Origin of the sequence: Bradyrhizobium sp. MOS001 (genome assembly GCF_004634465.1) — a bacterium.
GTDB lineage: Bacteria > Pseudomonadota > Alphaproteobacteria > Rhizobiales > Xanthobacteraceae > Bradyrhizobium > Bradyrhizobium barranii.
This window is the reverse complement of record NZ_SPVJ01000004.1, coordinates 58,995-77,088: the sequence shown is the minus strand read 5'-3', so window position 1 is coordinate 77,088 and position 18,094 is coordinate 58,995. Positions and strand designations below refer to the sequence as shown.

The window sequence follows — 18,094 nt, the reverse complement described above, 5'->3', positions numbered from 1 at the left end:
GCCGTGATCGGGACGTCCCACAGATTTCCGCTGCGAAATGCGGCCGCGATAGTGCTGGCCTCAACGGTGGCGAGCACCGGCGCGCTCGCCGGCGCCAAGGACGAAAGCGCGGCCGCATGGCTGGCGCCAAAGTGGTTCAACGAATGGCATGACGGGCTCGCCGACAAGGGCCTGAATTTCGGCGCCACCTATATCGCCGACAACATCGCCAACGTCTCCGGCGGGGTGAAGCGTGGCGCCATCCATTTCGGGCGCCTCGATCTCTCGGTCGATGCCGATCTCGACAAGCTCGTCGGCTGGACCGGCGGCCGCTTCTACGCCAATGCGTTCGTGATCTACGGCCAGGGGCTCTCCCGCAACTACGTGATGAACCTCGCCACCATCAGCGAGATCGAGGCACTGCCGGACCAGCGGCTCTACAACGCCTATTTCGAGCAGAGCTTCTTTGGCGACCGCCTGAACATCAGGGCCGGCCAGCAGGCCGCCGACGTCGAGTTCTTCGACAGCCAGACCGACGACCTCTTCATCAACGGCACTTTCGGCTGGCCCGCGATCAAGGCGAGCAACCTTCCGGCCGGCGGCCCGGCACCGCCGATCGCTGTGCCCGGCATCCGCATCAAGGCGGCGCTGACCGAGAACATCACCGTGTTCGGTGCGGTGTTCAACGGCGATCCGTCGGGTCCGGGCGATCAGGATCCGCAGCTGCGCGACCACCATGGCCTGGCGTTCCGCGTCAACGATCCGCCGTGGGTGATCGGGCAGGTCCGCTTCAACTACGACATCGATATCGGCGGCCGGCCGCTCGCCGGCAATTTCACGCCGGGCGCCTGGAAGCATTACGGCTCGTTCGACAGCCAGCGTTTTACGGCCGAGGGGCTCTCGATCGCCGATCCCGGCGGAAGCGGTGTACCTGCAAGACTTCGCGGCAATTACGGTATCTTCGCCGTCATCGAGCAGGTGCTCTATCGCCCGCCGGAGGTGAAGGACAACAGCATGTCAGCCTCGATCCCGGGCGTCACCGCGTTCGGCCGCATCGCCTACAGCCCGCCGGACCGCAATCTGATCGACCTTTATGTGGACGGCGGCATCGGCTTCGTCGGCTTCACGCCAGGTCGTCCGCTCGACCGCTTCGGCGTGGCGATGGCCTATATGCGGATTTCGAACACCGCGCGCAATCTTGATCTCGATACGCAGGCCTTCACCGGCATCCAAAGCCCGGTGCGCAGCAACGAGACGCTGATCGAGATGATCTACGAGGCGCATATCAAACCGGGCTGGCTGATCGCGCCTTACTTCCAATACGTGTTCCGCCCCTCCGGCGGCATCCCCAATCCGAACGATCCGACCGGCGTGGCGCGGATCGGTGACGCCGCAGTCTTCGGCGTCACCACCACGATCAGGTATTAGGCCATCGCCGGCTTCGGCTCGGCCTTTGGTTGCCGCGACAGCGCCAGAACGATCAGCGAGGCGAACACGCAGAGCGCGCCGGCGATGAAGAACGCGGGCAGATAGCTCTCATAGACCGTCCGCGAGAAACCGGCGCCGAACGCCGCGGTGCCTGCGCCGAGCTGATGGCCGGCAAAGATCCAGCCGAACACCAGATTGGCGCGCTCGGGTCCGAACTTCTGCGCGGTGAGCCGCACCGTCGGCGGCACCGTGGCGATCCAGTCGAGCCCGTAGAACATCGCGAAGATCGACAGCCCGTAGAACGAGAAGTCGCTGAAAGGCAGGAAGATCAGCGAGAGCCCGCGCAGGCCGTAGTACCAGAACAACAGGTAGCGGTTGTCGTAGCGGTCCGACAGCCAGCCCGACATGATGGTGCCGAAGAAGTCGAAGATACCCATCGCGGCGAGCAGGCCTGCCGCCTGTACCTGCGGGATGCCGAAATCGAGGCACATCGGGATCAAATGCACCTGGACAAGGCCGTTGGTCGACGCGCCGCAGACGAAGAAGGTCGCAAACAGGATCCAGAACGCGCGCGACTTCGAGGCGTCGCGCAGCGTGCCGAGCGCCACGCCGGTGATAGAGCCATGGCTGACCGGCGGGGCCGGCAGGGGCTCGGTGCCTTCGTCGCCGAACGGGCGCAGGCCCACATCGCTCGGCCGGTCGCGCATCGCAAGGAGAACCGCCACTGCGGAGACGCCGAGTGCGATGCAGACGAAGCCGAGCGCGAGCCGCCAGCCGTAACGCTCGGTCAGGCTTGCGAGCAGCGGCAGGAATACGAGCTGGCCGGTGGCGACGCTCGCGGTCATGATGCCGACGACGAGGCCGCGCCGCGCGGCGAACCAGCGCGTCGCTATGGTAGCGCCCAGCACCAGCGCGGTCATGCCGGTGCCGATGCCGATCACGACGCCCCACAGCAACACGAGCTGCCAGACTTCAGTCATGCCGAGCGAAAGGACCAGCGCCGAGACGACGATGAGCTGGGCGGTCAGCGTGACGTTGCGCAGGCCGTAGCGATTGAGCAGGGCGGCCGCGAAGGGCGCCATCAGCCCGAACAGGATGAAGCGGATCGACAGCGCGGAGGAAATCTGCGCCGTGCTCCAGCCGAACTCGTGCTGAAGCGGGACGATGAACACACCGGGCGCACCGACCGTGCCGGCGCTGATCAGCGCGGTGAGGAAGGTCACGCCGACCATCACCCAGCCGTAGTGGATATTGCGGCGGCCGAGTGTCGCCGCGAGCCAGTTCGAGATCATTGGGCCTCAATGTTTGATGGGCAGGCTTTGAGACACCTGCACGAGCTTGTAGAATGGCACGGGACGCGTCTGTCGAAAATGACAGAGTTCCCTCATTTTCGGACGTTTCTAGGTCAGTGCGTCAGACGCTCCACGGCGATGGCCGTGGCTTCACCGCCGCCAATGCAGAGTGCCGCAACGCCGCGCTTGAGGTTTTGCGCCTCGAGCGCGTGCAGCAGCGTCACGATCAGCCGCGCGCCGGTGGCACCGATGGGATGGCCAAGCGCGCAGGCGCCGCCGTTGATGTTCAGCTTCTCGCGCGGGATGCCGAGGTCGCGCTGCGCCGCCATCGCCACCACGGCGAAGGCCTCGTTGATCTCGAACAGGTCGACGTCGCCGGCGCTCCAGCCGACCTTGTCGAGCAGCTTGCGGATCGCCGGGATCGGAGCCGTCGTGAACCATTGCGGCTCCTGGCTGTGGGTGGCGTGGCCCTTGATCTCGGCGATTGCCGGCAGGCCGTTGCGATCAGCCAGCGAGCGCTTCGTCAGCACCAGCGCCGCGGCGCCGTCGGCATTGGCGGAGGAGGCGGCCGGCGTGATGGTGCCGTTGGCGCGGAACGCCGGCTTCAATCCGGGGATTTTCGCAGGATCGACCTTCAGCGGATGCTCGTCATTGGCGACGATGCGCGGGCCTGCTTTCTCGGTCAGCGTGAGCGGCGCGATCTCGGCCTTGAACGCGCCGCTCTCGACCGCCTTGCGCGCACGGCTCAGCGTCTCCATCGCATAGGCATCCTGGTCCTTGCGGGTGAACTGATAGGCTTCCGCGGTGGCCTCGCCGAAATCGCCCATGGAACGGCCGGTCTCGTAGGCATCCTCCAGCCCGTCCATCATCATGTGGTCGATGATGCGGTCGTGCCCGGCGCGGTAGCCACCGCGGGCCTTGGCGAGCAGATAGGGCGCGTTGCTCATGCTCTCCATGCCGCCGGAAACGACGATCTCGGCCGAGCCTGCGCGGATGATGTCGTGCGCCAGCATGGTCGCCTTCATGCCGGAGCCGCAGACCTTGTTGACGGTGGTGGCGCCCGTGGCGTCGGGCAGGCCGGCCGCGCGCGCCGCCTGGCGAGCCGGCGCCTGGCCTTGTCCGGCCGGCAGCACACAGCCCATGAAAACTTCATCCACCTTCTCGGGCGCAAGCTTGGCGCGCTCCAGCGCGGCGTTGATCACATGCGATCCGAGCTTGTGTGCCGCTAGCGGCGACAGCTCGCCCATGAAGCGGCCGAGCGGGGTGCGGGCGGCGGAGACGATGACGACGGGATCGGCGGCTTCGGCCATGATGAAACTCCCAGCGATGACGGAAAAGATTATGGTCATCATATGATGCGGCGCAAAAAATGCAACCGCGGCCGGCATGAGAAATTGTCGTGGTTCGGATGAGATTTGGTCGTTCGATTGGAGGAGGGGTGCGGCTTGGGCTGCGGCTAGGGGGGCGGTAGCCGCCACACCAAACACTGTCATCGCCCGCGAAGGCGGGCGATCCAGTACTCCGAGGCAGCTGTGATGAATCGAGGGGCCGCGGCGTACTGGATGCCCCGCCTTCGCGGGGCATGACACTGTCTTTGGATTATCTCTTCCTGTTTACGAAAGCCTGCATCAGCCGCGTCGGCTCGTCCGTCAGGAACGACTCGCCGAACACCTTGACGCTGAGATTTACCGACTCCGTCAGCGGTAATTCCTCCCATTGCCGCAGCAGCGCCTTTTGCGACCGCAGCGCCTCCGGGCCGCATTCGAGCAGCGCCTTCACGACGTGTTCGACCTCGGCATCCAATCCACCCTCCGGTGCGACCTTGTCGATCAGTCCCCAGGCCAGCGCCGTCGGCGCGTCGATGTTCTCCGCCGTCATCACCAGCCAGCGGGCGCGGGCCCAGCCGATCAGGCGCGGAAGCAGGGCGGCGTGGATCACCGAGGGGATGCCGACGCGGACCTCCGGCATGCCGAAATGCGCATCGTGTGCAGCGATTCTGAAATCGCAGGCGGCGGCGACTTCGAGGCCGCCGCCGAGGCACCAGCCCGGCATCCGCGCGATCACGGGGGCCGGGAATTGGCGGACGGCCTCGCAGAGATCACGCAGGCGGCTGATGAAGGCTTCGGCTGACCTCTGGTCGAGCTTGGCCATCTCCTTGATGTCGGCGCCGCCGATCATGCTCTTCTCGCTCTGGCCGCGCAGCACCACGACGCGGATGCTGCGGTCAGTCGCGAGGGTCTGCAGGCCTTCGCTCACGGCATCGGTGACGGGCGAGCCCAGAATGTTCAGCGGGCCGGCGTTGCAGATCGCGACATGGACGACGCCGCGCGCATCGCGCGTCACGCCGCAGTGATTGTTGAGCATTTCCATCGGAGCATCTCGGAGTTTCGTGGACATGCGCGAGGCGCGCGGGTCGGGATCACTTCGGTGCCGAAACGCTCTGCTTGTCAAGCGGGTGGGAGACGGAGTTGCCATGGCGAAGTTCGTGACATAGTATGACATATATCATACAAAGGGGCCGCCATGACCTGTAACGATCAACTCGACCTGTTTTCGCCCGCGCAGCGGCGTGAGCGCGTGGTGGACTGGCAGGTGCCTGCGCCGGTTGCAAAAGCAGCGATGGGGCTTTCAGGCATGGACGCGATGCTGGGAATCCGCGACGGCCGGTTGCCGCCGCCGCCCTTCGCAAAATTGATCGGTTTCACCATGGCCGTGGTCGAGCCGGGCCGGATCGTGATGGAACTTGAGCCGCGCGAGGATCTCGAAAATACCATTGGCCTCCTGCACGGCGCGACCGCCGCGGCGCTGATTGATACCGCCATGGGCTGCGCGATTTCGACGCGGCTGGAGCCCGGGCAATCGTCCGTGACCCTCGACCTGAAAATGACGTTCCTGCGCCCGCTGTCGGTCCGTTCCGGGCTAATCTCGGCCGAAGGCAAGATCATCAAGCTGGGGCGTCAGGCCAGCTACACGGAAGGCTTCGTGCGCGACGGCAAGGGTGCGCTCGCAGTCCATGCAACTGCAACCTTTTCCATGATCGGCGCGACAACTTAACATGAATTAATGCACCGCCTGGTCCATTTCTGTGTTATGAGATGATCTCCGACATTCAATGAGACCCGCATGCGCTATTCCCGGGAACACAAGCAGGAAACCCACGACCGAATCGTGAAGAAGGCCTCCGTGCGGCTGCGCGAAAAAGGCGCTCACGGCATCGGCGTCGCCGACCTCATGAAGGAGGCGGGCCTGACCCACGGCGGCTTCTACGCGCATTTCGACTCGCGCGAGGCGCTGGTGATCGAGGCCTTTGCCTACGCCATGGACCGCTCGATGGAGCACTGGCGGAAGCAGTCCGATCAGGTCGCGCCCGAAAAGCAACTGACCCAGATCGTCGAGACCTATCTCTCGGCGCTGCATCGGGACAATCCCGGCCACGGCTGCTCGATTCCCGCGCTCGGCGCCGAGATCGCCCGCGAGAGCCCGAAGACGCGCAAGGCCTTTGCCGGAAAGCTCGACGAGATGGTCGAGATGATGACCGATTTCATCCCCAACCTGCCGCGCAAGGCCGCGCGCAAGCAGGCGATCGCGACATTGGCCACGATGGCCGGCACCATGTTGCTGGCGCGCATCGCAGGATCGAGCGAGCTGTCGGACGAGGTGCTGAAGGCGGGCAAGGACAGCGCGCTCGATGGCGCGAAGCGCGAGCCGAAGGCGGCTGCGGCGAAAAAGGTGAAGCAGAATTAGGCCAACTACGCTCTCAGAACCTCATCCTGAGGAGACCGCGAAGCGGTCGTCTCGAAGGATGGCTGCGGGCGAGATGTCGGCCTGCATGGTTCGAGACGGCGCTTCGCGCTTCCCCACCATGAGGGTTTGGCAGTGCCGTAGGGTGGGCAAAGCGAAGCGTGCCCACCATGCAGCCGCGAGTGTGGAGAGATGGTGGGCACGGCGCTAGGGCGCCTTTGCCCACCCTACGAGACCGTCGTTACCTTCCCGCAAACAACGCCCGCTCGCGCTCCACGATCTCGCCGATGTAATCGGCCACCGCGCGGATCCGCGCGAGATCCTTGCTGTCCGCGTGCATCAGCATCCAGAACGTCCGCGTGATCGATATCTCCTCCGGCAGCACGGCCACCAGTTGCGGATAATCACTCGCCATGAAGTGTGGCAGCACGGCGATGCCGAAGCCCGCGAGCGTGGAGTTGAGCTGCGCGATCAGATTGGCGCTGCGGAAGCGCGCCGAAATCCGCGGCGATACCTGCGGGAGGTAATCGAGCTCGGGCGTGAACAGGAGCTCCTCGATATAGCCGACGAAGCGATGCTGCGGCAGGTCCTGCCGCGAGGTGATCTTCGGGAAGCGGTCGAGATAGGCCGGCGCCGCATAAAGCCCGAGGCGGTAGTCCAGGAGCTTGCGGCCGACGATGCGGCCTTCCTTCGGCATGGTCAGGCTGATCGCGATATCGGCCTCGCGCTTGGAGAGACTGAACAGCCGCGCGGTGGCCACAAGTTGCAGATCGAGGTCGGGGTAGCGGTCGGCGAACGGCGCCAGCCGCGGCGCCAGGAAGGCGGTACCGAACCCGTCGGGCGCGCCGATCCGCACCGTTCCGGTCAGCCGTGCCACCGAGCCGCCGACCTGCTCCTGGTTGGCGACGATGGTCGATTCCATGGCTTCCGCGCTGTCGGCGACGCGCTGGCCGGCCTCGGTGAGGAGATAGCCGGTCTTGCGCCGGTCAAACAGCTTTGCCGAGAGGTGTCTCTCCAGCCGGTCGACACGGCGGATCACGGTGGCGTGGTCCACTCCGAGCTGTTTAGCAGCAGCCGAAACCGAGCCGCCCCGCACGATGGCCAGCACGAAGCGGAAGTCGTCCCAGTCGATGCTACCTTGATCCAGCATTTTCGCACATCTATGGTGCATTATCTCAGACTTGAATCCTATAAAATGCAGGTCGATAGGATTTGTCAAAGCGTTCACGCTCGACCTCAGGAGATCATTCCATGCGTTCAATCGGACATTTCATCGGTGGCAAGGAGGTCAAGGGCACCTCAGGCCGGACGGCGGACGTATTCGAGCCGATGACCGGTGACGTCCAGGCCAAGGTGGCGCTGGCGTCCAAGGCCGAGGTCCGCGCTGCCGTGGAGAACGCCCGTGCCGCCCAGCCGGAATGGGCTGCGACCAACCCGCAGCGCCGGGCCCGCGTCATGATGAAATTCGTGGAACTGGTGCAGCGCGACTACGACAAGCTCGCCGAGCTGCTCGCGCGTGAGCATGGCAAGACCGTGCCGGATGCCAAGGGCGACATTCAGCGCGGCCTCGAAGTCGCGGAGTTCGCCTGCGGCATCCCGCATCTGATGAAGGGCGAATACACCGAAGGCGCCGGCCCCGGCATCGATATCTATTCCATGCGCCAGCCGCTCGGCGTCGTCGCCGGCATCACGCCGTTCAATTTCCCGGCGATGATCCCGATGTGGAAGTTCGCCCCCGCCATCGCCTGCGGCAATGCCTTCATCCTGAAGCCGTCCGAGCGCGACCCCGGCGTGCCGATGATGCTCGCCGAGCTGATGATCGAGGCGGGCCTGCCGGCCGGCATCCTCAACGTCGTCAACGGCGACAAGGAAGCGGTCGACGCCATCCTGGACGATCCCGACGTCAAGGCCATCGGCTTCGTCGGCTCCACGCCGATCGCGCAATACATCTACGAGCGCGCAGCCCAGACCGGCAAGCGCTGCCAGTGTTTTGGCGGCGCCAAGAACCACGCCATCATCATGCCCGACGCGGACATGGACCAGGCGGTCGATGCACTGATCGGCGCCGGCTACGGCTCGGCCGGCGAGCGCTGCATGGCCGTCTCCGTCGCCGTTCCCGTCGGCAAGTCCACCGCCGACCGGCTGATGGAAAAGCTGATCCCGCGCGTCGAGTCGCTCAAGATCGGCACCTCGATCGATCCGTCCGCCGACTACGGTCCGCTGGTCACGCGCGAGGCGGTCGAGAAGGTCAAGAGCTACATCGACATCGGCATCAAGGAAGGCGCGACGCTCGCCGTCGACGGCCGCGGCTTCAAGATGCAGGGCTACGAGAAGGGGTTCTATCTCGGCGGTTCGCTGTTCGACAACGTCACCAAGGAGATGCGGATCTACAAGGAAGAAATCTTTGGGCCCGTGCTCTCGGTCGTGCGCGCGCACGACTACAAGGAAGCGCTGGCGCTGCCGTCGGACCATGACTACGGCAACGGTGTCGCCATCTTCACCCGCGACGGCGATGCCGCGCGCGACTTCGCGGCCAAGGTCAATGTCGGCATGGTCGGCGTCAACGTGCCGATCCCGGTGCCGATCGCCTACTACACCTTCGGCGGCTGGAAGAAGTCGGGCTTCGGCGATCTCAACCAGCACGGCCCGGACTCGGTCCGCTTCTACACCAAGACCAAGACGGTGACCTCGCGCTGGCCGTCTGGCGTCAAGGAAGGTGCGGAGTTCTCGATCCCGCTGATGAAGTAACCCTCTCAAGAGCGAGGCCGGGGATGCAGTTCGCTCTGAACGAGGATCAGGTCGCGGTTCGCGACATGGCGTTGGCGTTTGCAGCCGAGAAGATCGCGCCGCACGCGTTGCGCTGGGACGAGGAAAAGCATTTCCCCGTCGACGTGATGCGCGAGGCGGCGACCCTCGGCATGGGCGGCATCTACATCCGCGAGGATGTCGGTGGTTCCGCCATGACGCGGTTCGACGCGGCGCTGATCTTCGAGGCGCTGGCGACGGGCTGTCCGACCACCTCGGCCTTCATCTCCATCCACAACATGGCGTCCTGGATGATCGATGGCTTCGGCAGCGACACCCAGCGCCACAAATGGTTGCCGAAACTCTGCTCGATGGAGCTGATTGCGAGCTACTGCCTGACCGAGCCGGGTGCCGGCTCGGACGCCGCGGCGCTGCGCACGCGCGCGGTGCGCGACGGCGATCATTACGTCCTCAACGGCCAGAAGCAGTTCATCTCCGGCGCCGGCGGCACGGATCTCCTTGTCGCCATGGTCCGAACTGGCGGTGACGGCCCCGGCGGCATCTCGACCGTCGTGATCGACGGCAACACGCCCGGCGTCTCCTACGGCGCCAATGAGCGCAAGATGGGCTGGAATGCGCAGCCGACCCGCGCCGTGATGTTCGAGAACGCCCGCGTGCCGGTTGCCAACCGGCTGGGCGAGGAGGGCATCGGCTTCAAGATCGCGATGGCCGGCCTCGACGGCGGCCGCCTCAACATCACCGCATGCTCGCTCGGCGGCGCGCAGACCGCGCTCGACAAGGCGCGCACCTACATGAAGGAGCGCAAGGCTTTTGGAAAACGTCTCGACGAATTCCAGGCATTGCAATTCCGGCTCGCCGATATGGCGATCGAGCTCGAGGCCGCGCGCACCTTCCTGTGGCGCGCAGCGGCTGCGCTCGACCGCAAGGACCCCGATGCCACCATGCTGTGCGCGATGGCAAAGCGCTTCGGCACCGATGTCGGTTTCGAGGTCGCCAACCAGGCGCTCCAGCTCCATGGCGGCTACGGCTATCTCAGCGAATACGGCATCGAGAAGATCGTGCGCGATCTGCGCGTGCACCAGATCCTCGAAGGCACCAATGAAATCATGCGGCTCATCGTGGCGCGCAAATTGATCGAGGGCGCGCGATGAGTTCAGTGGAGGAGGGCGATCTGGTCGCCCGTGTCGAGGGCGCAGCCGGCGTGATCCGGCTCAATCGCCCCAAGGCCATCAACGCCGTGACGCTGGAGATGTTTCGCGACATCGAAAAGGCGCTCGACCGCTTCGAGGCTGATCCGGCTGTCGCCGTGATCCTGCTGGAGGGGGCCGGCGAGCGCGGCTTGTGCGCCGGCGGCGACATCCGCACGCTCTGGGAAAGCTCGAAGGTCAACGGCGACCTCGGCAAGATCCTGTGGCGCGAGGAATACATCCTCAACGCCCGGATCAAGAAGTTTCCGAAACCGTATGTCGCGTTCATGGACGGCATCGTGATGGGCGGCGGTGTCGGGCTCTCCGCCCACGCCAGCCACCGCGTCGTCACCGACCGCACCAGGCTCGCGATGCCCGAGGTCGGGCTCGGCTTCTTCCCGGATGTCGGCGGCACCTTTCTGTTGTCGCGCTCGCCGGGCGAGATCGGCACGTATTTCGGCCTGACCGGCCAGACCATGAACGGGCCCGATGCGATCCACGCGAGGTTCGCCGATGCCGTGGTGCCGGCCGCCAAATGGCCGGAGCTGCGCAACGCGCTGACGAAGGTTGGTCAGGGGGCGACTGCGGCCGATGTCAGCAAGCTCATTAACGGCTTTGCGACCGGAGAGGCCGCGGGGCCGGTCGCCGCGAAAGAGCCTGTTATCGACGCGCTGTTCGGCTTCGACCGCATGGAGGACATCGTCGCTGCGCTCAAGCGCGACGGCTCCGAGTTCGCGCAGGCCACGCTGAAGACGCTCAACGAGAAATCGCCGCGCGGCATGGTGGTGACGTTGAAGCTGCTGCGGCTCGCGCGCACTGCATCGAACCTGGAAGAGTGCCTGGTGCGCGAATATCGCGCTGCGCTGGAGGTCTTCCGCAGCGACGATTTCCGCGAAGGCGTGCGCGCGGCTGTGATCGACAAGGACCGCAATCCGACCTGGTCGCCGCCGCGCATCGAGGACGTGACGCCGGCGATGATTGCGCCGTATTTCGCCGAGATCGGCGCCGACGAACTGAAGTTCAACTAATCAACGAAACGTCTAGCGGAGGATATCGATATGGCCACGATCGCATTCATCGGTCTCGGCAACATGGGCGGCCCGATGGCGGCCAATCTGGTCAAGGCCGGCCACAAGGTGGTGGCGTTCGATCTCGTCGAAGCCTCCCGCAATCAGGCCAAGGCCGATGGGGCCGGCATCGCCGATAGCGCCACTGGTGCGGTGAAGGGAGCCGATGTCGTCGTCACCATGCTGCCGGCCGGCAAGCACGTGCTCGGCGTCTGGAGCGAGGTTGTTCCGGCCATGGCCAAGGGAGCGCTGATCATCGACAGCTCCACCATCGACGTCGAGAGCGCGCGTCAGGCGCATGCGCTGGCGGCCAAGCATGGCGTGCTCTCGGTCGATGCGCCGGTGTCCGGCGGCACGGGGGGTGCCAAGGGCGCGACGCTCACCTTCATGTGCGGCGGCGAGGAGAGTGCGTTTGCGGCGGCAAAGCCGGTGCTGGAGAAGATGGGCAAGAAGATCGTGCATTGCGGCGGCGCCGGCGCCGGTCAGGCGGCAAAGATTTGCAACAACATGATCCTCGGCATCTCCATGATCGCGGTGAGCGAGGCCTTTGCGCTCGGTGAGAAGCTCGGCCTCTCGCATCAGGCGCTGTTCGACGTTGCCTCGACCTCGTCGGGCCAATGCTGGTCGCTGACGACCTATTGCCCGGTGCCGGGCCCGGTGCCGACCTCGCCCGCCAACAACGATTACAAGCCGGGCTTTGCCTCGGCGCTGATGGTGAAGGATCTGACGCTGGCGCAGGACGCCGCCAAGGCCGCGGGAGCGGCCACGCCGCTCGGCAAGCATGCGCAGGAGATCTATCAGTCCTTCGATGCCGCCGGGCAGGGCGGGGTGGATTTTTCTGGAATTATCAAGCACGTTAGGGGGCTAGCCGGGAAAGCCTAATGACGACATTTCAGGACGCGCGCGCGTTTCTGCTTAAACACCGCACGGATTACGAGACAGCGGTCAAAGACTTCCGCTGGCCCGATCCGGTTCCCTTCAATTGGGCGCTCGACTGGTTCGACGAGCTCGCGAAGGATGCGGACACCAAGGACCGGCCCGCGCTCTGGATCGTCGATGCCGCACAGGACAAGCAAACCAAGCTGTCTTTCGCGGCGCTCTCGCAGCGCTCCAACCAGGTCGCCAACTTCCTGCGCGCGCAGGGTCTGAAGCGCGGCGACCACCTGCTGCTGCTGCTCGGCAATGTGGTGCCGTTGTGGGAGACGATGCTGGCGGCGATGAAGCTCGGCGTCGTCGTGATTCCCGCCACCACGCTGCTCACCGCGGACGAGCTGCGCGACCGGCTCGATCGCGGCAAGGCGAAGGCGGTGGTGGCAGCGCAAGACCAGGTCGCGAAATTCGCAAGCCTCGGTGCTGAGAATATCGTCCGCATCGTCGTCGGTGCGGCCTCCGATGGCTGGCTTGCCTATGACGAGGCAGCGAAGGCTTCGGAGAGCTTTACGGCTGACGGTCCGACCAATGCCGACGACCCGATGCTGCTCTATTTCACCTCGGGCACCACGGCGAAACCAAAGCTGGTGCTGCACAGCCAGCGCAGTTATCCCGTCGGCCATCTCTCGACCATGTATTGGATCGGGCTGAAGCCGGGCGACGTCCACCTCAACATCTCATCGCCCGGCTGGGCCAAGCACGCCTGGAGCTGCTTCTTCGCGCCGTGGAATGCGGGTGCGACCGTGTTCGTGGTCAACCAGCCGCGCTTCGATGCCAAGGGTCTGCTCGCCACCATCGGCCGCTGCGGCGTCACCACGCTGTGCGCGCCGCCGACGGTGTGGCGGCTGTTCATCCAGGAGAACCTTGCGGCGTTCAAGGTGAGCTTGCGCGAGGTCTGCGGCGCCGGCGAGCCGCTCAATCCGGAAGTGATCGACCAGGTGCAGGCCGCCTGGGGTCTCACCATCCGCGACGGCTACGGCCAGACCGAGACCACCGCACTGGCCGGCAACTCGCCGGGGCAAAAGATCAAGGTCGGCTCGATGGGCCGGCCGCTGCCGGGCTATCGCGTGCAGGTCAGCGACGCCGACGGCCATCCGGCGAAGGAAGGCGAGGTGGCCCTGGTGCTGGGGGCTGACCGTCCGGCCGGCCTGATGCAGGGCTATCAGGGCGACAACGGCAAGCTCTCGGGCGCGGAAGGCGCGCTCTACCGCAGCGGTGACGTCGTGTTCGCGGACGAGGATGGCTATCTCACCTTCGTTGGCCGTTCCGACGACGTGTTCAAATCCTCCGATTATCGCATCAGCCCGTTCGAGCTCGAGAGCGTGCTGCTCGAGCATGAGCTCGTCGCAGAAGCTGCGGTGGTGCCGAGCCCGGACCCGATCCGGCTCGCGATCCCCAAGGCCTTTGTGCTGCTGACATCAGGTGCGGAGCGCTCGCCCGAGACCGCGCTCTCGATCTTCAGGCATCTGCATACGCGCCTTGCACCGTTCAAGCGCATCCGCCGCCTTGAAATCGTCACCGAGCTGCCGAAGACGATCTCGGGCAAGATCCGCCGCGTGCAGCTCAGACGACTGGAGCGCGACGACGACCGCAACGATCCCCTGCGCGGTCGCGAATTCCGGGAAGAGGATTTTCCGGAGCTGCCGAAAACACGGAGTGAGACTTAAGTGAACGAAGTCTGGAAGAAGCCGCCGATTTCCCTCGAAGCCTATCAGGCCATGGTCGGCAAGGAGATCGGCGTGTCGTCGTGGCACCTGGTCGATCAGCCCCGCATCGACACGTATGCCGACGTGATCGAGGATCACCAGTTCATCCATGTCGATCCGGAGCGCGCGAAGAAAGAGACCGCCTTCGGCACCACCATCGCCCACGGCTTCCTGACGATGTCGCTGCTGTCGATCATGTCCTATGAGGTGATGCCGGTCATCGCCGGCACCACGATGGGCGTCAATTACGGCTTCGACAAGCTGCGCTTCATCTCGCCGGTGCGCTCAGGCAAACGCGTCCGCGGCCGTTTCGTGCTGGCGGAAGCCAAGCTGCGCAAGCCCAACGAGTTGCAGTCCCGCACCAACGTCACGGTGGAGATCGAGGGCGAGGACAAGCCGGCGCTGGTCGCCGACTGGCTGGGGTTGATCTATTTCGCCTGACCCGATGCGTCGTTGCCGGGCTTGACCCGGCAACCCATCGCTGCTCAAAAGCTGTCCAAATCGCGCTCGGTGCACCCTCTCCCCTTGTGGGAGAGGGTGGCGAAATCGAGCGGAGCGAGATGAAGCCGGGTGAGGGGTATCTCTCCACACGCTCATCTGCCGAGAGAGACCCCTCATCCGGCGCTTCGCGCCACCTTCTCCCACAAGGGGAGAAGGGAAGAAAGCACAAGGAAGCACAATGGCAATTAGGTTCGACGGACGTGTCGCCATCGTCACCGGCGCGGGTAATGGCCTCGGACGCGCGCATGCGCTGGGGCTGGCCAGCCGCGGCGCGAAGGTCGTCGTCAACGATTTCGGCGGCGCGCGTGACGGCAGCGGCGGCTCGTTGTCGCCGGCCGAAGCCGTCGTCGAGGAGATCCGCAAAGCCGGCGGCACCGCGATGGCCGACGGCGCCGACGTCTCCAATTTCGAGCAGGTCACCGCCATGGTCGAGCGCGCCACCAAGGAGTGGGGCAGCGTTGACCTGATGTGCGCCAACGCAGGCATCCTGCGCGACAAGTCGTTCGGCAAGATGGAGGCCGCCGATTTCCAGAAGGTGCTCGACGTGCATCTCGTCGGCACCTTCTATTGCTGCAAGGCGGCCTGGGCCGGCATGCGCGACCGCAATTACGGGCGCATCGTGCTGACGACCTCGTCCTCCGGCCTCTACGGCAATTTCGGCCAGGCCAATTACGGCGCGGCCAAGTCCGGCATGGTCGGCCTGATGAACGTGCTGGCCGAGGAAGGCCGCAAGACCGACATCCGCGTCAACATCATCTCGCCGACCGCGGCGACCCGCATGACGGAAGAGCTGCTGCCGCCACAGGCGCTGCAACTGATGAAGCCGAACGCGATCACGCCCGCTGTCGAATACATGCTGAGCGAGGACGCACCGACCCGCACCATCATGGGCGCCGGTGCCGGCTCCTTCGCCGTGATCAAGATTGTGGAGAGCGAAGGCATCAACCTGCCGGAATCCGAATGGACGCCGGATGCGGTCGCCGCGCATTTCGCCGAGATCAGCGACATGTCGAAGGCGAAGGCGCTGCAGGGCGCGTTCGAGCAGACGCAGAAATACGTGGCGCAGGCCGCGGCACGAGCGGGGATCAAGCTCTGACTGACGTCGCCGTCATCGGTGCCGGTCCCGCCGGGCTGATGGCGGCGGAGGTGCTGGCGCAGGGCGGCGCCCGCGTCACTGTCTACGATGGCATGCCGTCCGCGGGCCGCAAATTCCTGATGGCCGGTCGGGGCGGGCTCAACCTCACCCACAGCGAGCCGCTGCCGGAGTTCATGGCACGCTACCGCGAGGCAGCACCAAGGCTGCGAGCGGCAATCGAGGCGTTTTCCCCTGAGGCGCTACGGGTCTGGAGCGAAGCACTGGGCGAGCCGACCTTTGTCGGCACTAGCGGCCGTGTGTTTCCGAAGGCATTCAAGGCCTCGCCGTTGTTGCGCGCCTGGCTGCGGCGGCTCGATGCCGCGGGGGTACGCTTTGCCTTTCGTCATCGCTGGATCGGCTGGGACGGTGAGGGGCGGTTGCTATTTCGCACCAACGATGGGCAAAGGCCGATCGAAGCCAAAGCCACTGTGCTGGCGCTCGGCGGCGCAAGCTGGCCGCGGCTGGGCTCCGACGGCGGCTGGGCCGATATCCTTGCGTCCAAAGGCGTTGCGATCTCGAAGCTGCGGCCGGCTAATTCCGGCTTCACCGTCGCATGGTCCGACGTGTTCCGCGACCGCTTTGAGGGCCAGCCGCTCAAGGGCGTGGCGCTGACGATCGGGGCGCATACGGTCCGCGGCGAAGCCATGATCACGCGCAGCGGCATCGAAGGTGGCGCCATCTACGCGTTGTCGGCCGAGCTGCGCGAGGCGGTGCTGGGTCTCGGGCAGGCGACGTTGACGATCGCATTGCGGCCCGAGCTCGACGTGGCCGCGCTGACCACGCGCCTGTCGGGCACGCGCGGCAAGCAATCGCTCGCAAATTTCCTGCGCAAGGCGGCGCAATTGTCGCCGGTGGGCATCGGCCTGATGCAGGAGGCCGCCATCGCATCCGGCCGGCCGCTGGCGACGTTCTCGCCGGCGGAGCTTGCGAAGCTGATCAACGCCATTCCCGTTCAGCTCACCGGCGTTGCACCGATCGAGCGCGCCATCTCGACGGCGGGCGGGGTGACCTTCGACGAGCTCGACGACCACTTCATGCTGCGCAAGCTGCCGGGCGTATTCGCCGCCGGCGAGATGCTGGACTGGGAGGCGCCGACCGGCGGCTATCTGTTGCAGGCGTCGTTTGCGACGGGGGCGGTGGCCGGAAGGGGCGTGTTGCGATGGCTCGCGTCGTCCTGATCACGACGTGCCGGTCCTGGTCAGAAGATCGGTGAGAAGACCTAGCACACCAAAGCTCGCCGCGACCACGCAGACAGCGGTCCAGCCGCCAAAACTCCAGGCCAGCGAGGCCGCTGCGGAGCCGACGCCGCCGCCGATGAAGAACAGCGCAACGAACAGGCCGTTGATGCGGCCGCGCGCCTCGGGGTGCAGCAGATTGATGGCGCGGCGGCCGAGCGTCTGGTCGGCGGTGATGCCGACGTCGAGCAGGATCGTGCCGAGGCTCAATACCAGCAGAGCCGCCATGCGGGACTCCATCGCACCGGCCACGGCGCAGAGCGCGAGCGAGCCGATGATGAGCAGATGCGCCACAAGAAACAGCGGGCGCGCCCAGCCCTTATCGCCCCAGCGGCCAGCGAGCGGTGTCGCCGCGGCGCCTGCGACGCCGATCAGCGCGAAGGCCGCGATGCCCTTGGAGTCGAGGCCGAATGGCGCCTCCGGCAGGCGCAGCGCGACCGCCGACCAGAAGGCGGTGAAGGAGGCCATGACCAGCGATGCGGTCCAGGCCCGCACGCGCAGCACAGGTTCTTCCCGCAGCAGCTTTGGGAACGAGCGGAGCAATTCGCCGTAGCCGACGCGGGCTGCCGGTCGCAGCGTCGGCAGATAACGGCCGAGCGCACCTGCGAGGAACGTCATCAGGATGGCTGAGGCGAGATAATAGGCACGCCAGCTCCAGAGATCTGCGATCAGGCTCGCTGCTGGCCGCGACAGCAGGATGCCGATCATCAATCCACTCATGACTTCACCGATGGCCTGGCCGCGACGCTCGGGCGCCACCATCGAAGCCACGAGCGGAACCATCATCTGGATCGCGGCGCAGGAGGCGCCGAGAATGAACGTGGCGAGCAATAGCAGCGACGGCGTCGGCGCGAGCGCCGTTGCCAGCGCCGCGAAGATCGCGCAGCCGAGCGTGCGCAGGATTAGGCGCCGGTTCTCGATGAGATCGACCAGCGGCACCAGCAACAACAGGCCGAGCGCATAGCCGAGCAGCGTTAGCGTGCTGACGAGGCCAGCCTGCCAGGCGGTCATGGCCAGCGACCGGCCGATCAGGGGATGCGTGCTTGGTGGTTTCGGAGATGGTCATGGGACCTCGCGGGCAGGGTACGGGGTCCCCTTTAAGCGGGGTGACTAATATGCTACAATTC

The 18,094-nt window shown here is 65.5% G+C and carries 16 protein-coding genes; 11 read left to right on the top strand and 5 right to left on the bottom strand.

The window, feature by feature from the left end; all coding sequences use genetic code 11:
- The first annotated feature begins 3 nt into the window (after nucleotides 1-3).
- Nucleotides 4-1,407, top strand: a complete 1,404-nt coding sequence (locus tag CT676_RS08085; protein WP_135214331.1) for a carbohydrate porin — start codon at nucleotides 4-6, stop codon at nucleotides 1,405-1,407.
- Here the strand turns inward: CT676_RS08085 and CT676_RS08080 are convergent.
- The 3 genes from CT676_RS08080 to CT676_RS08070 form a co-directional block, all read right to left on the bottom strand.
- Nucleotides 1,404-2,699, bottom strand: a complete 1,296-nt coding sequence (locus CT676_RS08080; protein WP_085401962.1) for an MFS transporter — start codon at nucleotides 2,697-2,699, stop codon at nucleotides 1,404-1,406. The genes CT676_RS08085 and CT676_RS08080 overlap by 4 nt on opposite strands.
- 113 nt (nucleotides 2,700-2,812) lie before the next feature.
- On the bottom strand, nucleotides 2,813-4,009 hold the full coding sequence (locus tag CT676_RS08075; RefSeq protein WP_135214330.1) for an acetyl-CoA C-acyltransferase: 1,197 nt from the start codon (nucleotides 4,007-4,009) through the stop codon (nucleotides 2,813-2,815).
- Nucleotides 4,010-4,298: 289 nt separating this feature from the next.
- On the bottom strand, nucleotides 4,299-5,069 hold the full coding sequence (locus tag CT676_RS08070) for an enoyl-CoA hydratase (protein WP_135214329.1): 771 nt from the start codon (nucleotides 5,067-5,069) through the stop codon (nucleotides 4,299-4,301).
- Between the two features lie 153 nt (nucleotides 5,070-5,222).
- Between CT676_RS08070 and CT676_RS08065 the strand changes: the two genes are divergently transcribed.
- A complete protein-coding gene (locus CT676_RS08065) occupies nucleotides 5,223-5,753 on the top strand; it encodes a PaaI family thioesterase (RefSeq protein ID WP_085402205.1) in 531 nt (176 codons plus the stop codon).
- A 69-nt stretch (nucleotides 5,754-5,822) separates the two neighbouring features.
- Entirely contained in the window at nucleotides 5,823-6,443 is a 621-nt protein-coding gene (locus CT676_RS08060) for a TetR/AcrR family transcriptional regulator (protein ID WP_135214327.1), read from the top strand.
- Nucleotides 6,444-6,681: 238 nt separating this feature from the next.
- Here CT676_RS08060 and CT676_RS08050 read toward each other — a convergent pair whose 3' ends face one another.
- Nucleotides 6,682-7,590: a LysR family transcriptional regulator gene (locus CT676_RS08050; RefSeq protein ID WP_028157678.1), complete on the bottom strand. Its 909-nt coding sequence runs from the start codon at nucleotides 7,588-7,590 to the stop codon at nucleotides 6,682-6,684.
- 101 nt (nucleotides 7,591-7,691) lie between these two features.
- On the opposite strand from CT676_RS08050, the gene CT676_RS08045 reads away from it, so the two are divergent.
- The 8 genes from CT676_RS08045 to CT676_RS08010 all read left to right on the top strand — a co-directional run bounded on the left by CT676_RS08045 (nucleotide 7,692) and on the right by CT676_RS08010 (nucleotide 16,910).
- Entirely contained in the window at nucleotides 7,692-9,188 is a 1,497-nt protein-coding gene (locus tag CT676_RS08045; RefSeq protein WP_135214326.1) for a CoA-acylating methylmalonate-semialdehyde dehydrogenase, read from the top strand.
- 23 nt (nucleotides 9,189-9,211) lie between these two features.
- The gene (locus CT676_RS08040) at nucleotides 9,212-10,357 is read left to right on the top strand and encodes an isobutyryl-CoA dehydrogenase (RefSeq protein WP_135214325.1); all 1,146 of its coding nucleotides are present in this window, start codon (nucleotides 9,212-9,214) and stop codon (nucleotides 10,355-10,357) included.
- Nucleotides 10,354-11,421, top strand: coding sequence for an enoyl-CoA hydratase/isomerase family protein (locus tag CT676_RS08035; protein ID WP_135214324.1), 1,068 nt, complete (start codon nucleotides 10,354-10,356; stop codon nucleotides 11,419-11,421). The genes CT676_RS08040 and CT676_RS08035 overlap by 4 nt, the downstream gene beginning before the upstream one ends.
- Nucleotides 11,422-11,445: 24 nt before the next feature.
- Complete coding sequence (gene mmsB, locus CT676_RS08030) at nucleotides 11,446-12,342, top strand: 3-hydroxyisobutyrate dehydrogenase (RefSeq protein ID WP_275552104.1); 897 nt, start codon at nucleotides 11,446-11,448, stop codon at nucleotides 12,340-12,342.
- Nucleotides 12,342-14,057: an AMP-binding protein gene (locus CT676_RS08025; protein ID WP_135214322.1), complete on the top strand. Its 1,716-nt coding sequence runs from the start codon at nucleotides 12,342-12,344 to the stop codon at nucleotides 14,055-14,057. The genes mmsB and CT676_RS08025 overlap by 1 nt, the downstream gene beginning before the upstream one ends.
- Nucleotides 14,058-14,537 carry a MaoC family dehydratase gene (locus CT676_RS08020; protein WP_014495943.1) on the top strand — a complete coding sequence of 160 codons (480 nt, stop codon included), beginning with the start codon at nucleotides 14,058-14,060 and terminating at the stop codon, nucleotides 14,535-14,537.
- 238 nt (nucleotides 14,538-14,775) lie between these two features.
- On the top strand, nucleotides 14,776-15,693 hold the full coding sequence (locus tag CT676_RS08015; RefSeq protein ID WP_071914878.1) for an SDR family NAD(P)-dependent oxidoreductase: 918 nt from the start codon (nucleotides 14,776-14,778) through the stop codon (nucleotides 15,691-15,693).
- A complete protein-coding gene (locus CT676_RS08010; RefSeq protein WP_167767999.1) occupies nucleotides 15,690-16,910 on the top strand; it encodes a TIGR03862 family flavoprotein in 1,221 nt (406 codons plus the stop codon). The genes CT676_RS08015 and CT676_RS08010 overlap by 4 nt, the downstream gene beginning before the upstream one ends.
- Here CT676_RS08010 and CT676_RS08005 read toward each other — a convergent pair whose 3' ends face one another.
- Nucleotides 16,911-17,978, bottom strand: a complete 1,068-nt coding sequence (locus tag CT676_RS08005; protein ID WP_135214320.1) for an MFS transporter — start codon at nucleotides 17,976-17,978, stop codon at nucleotides 16,911-16,913.
- Between the last annotated feature and the right edge of the window lie 116 nt (nucleotides 17,979-18,094).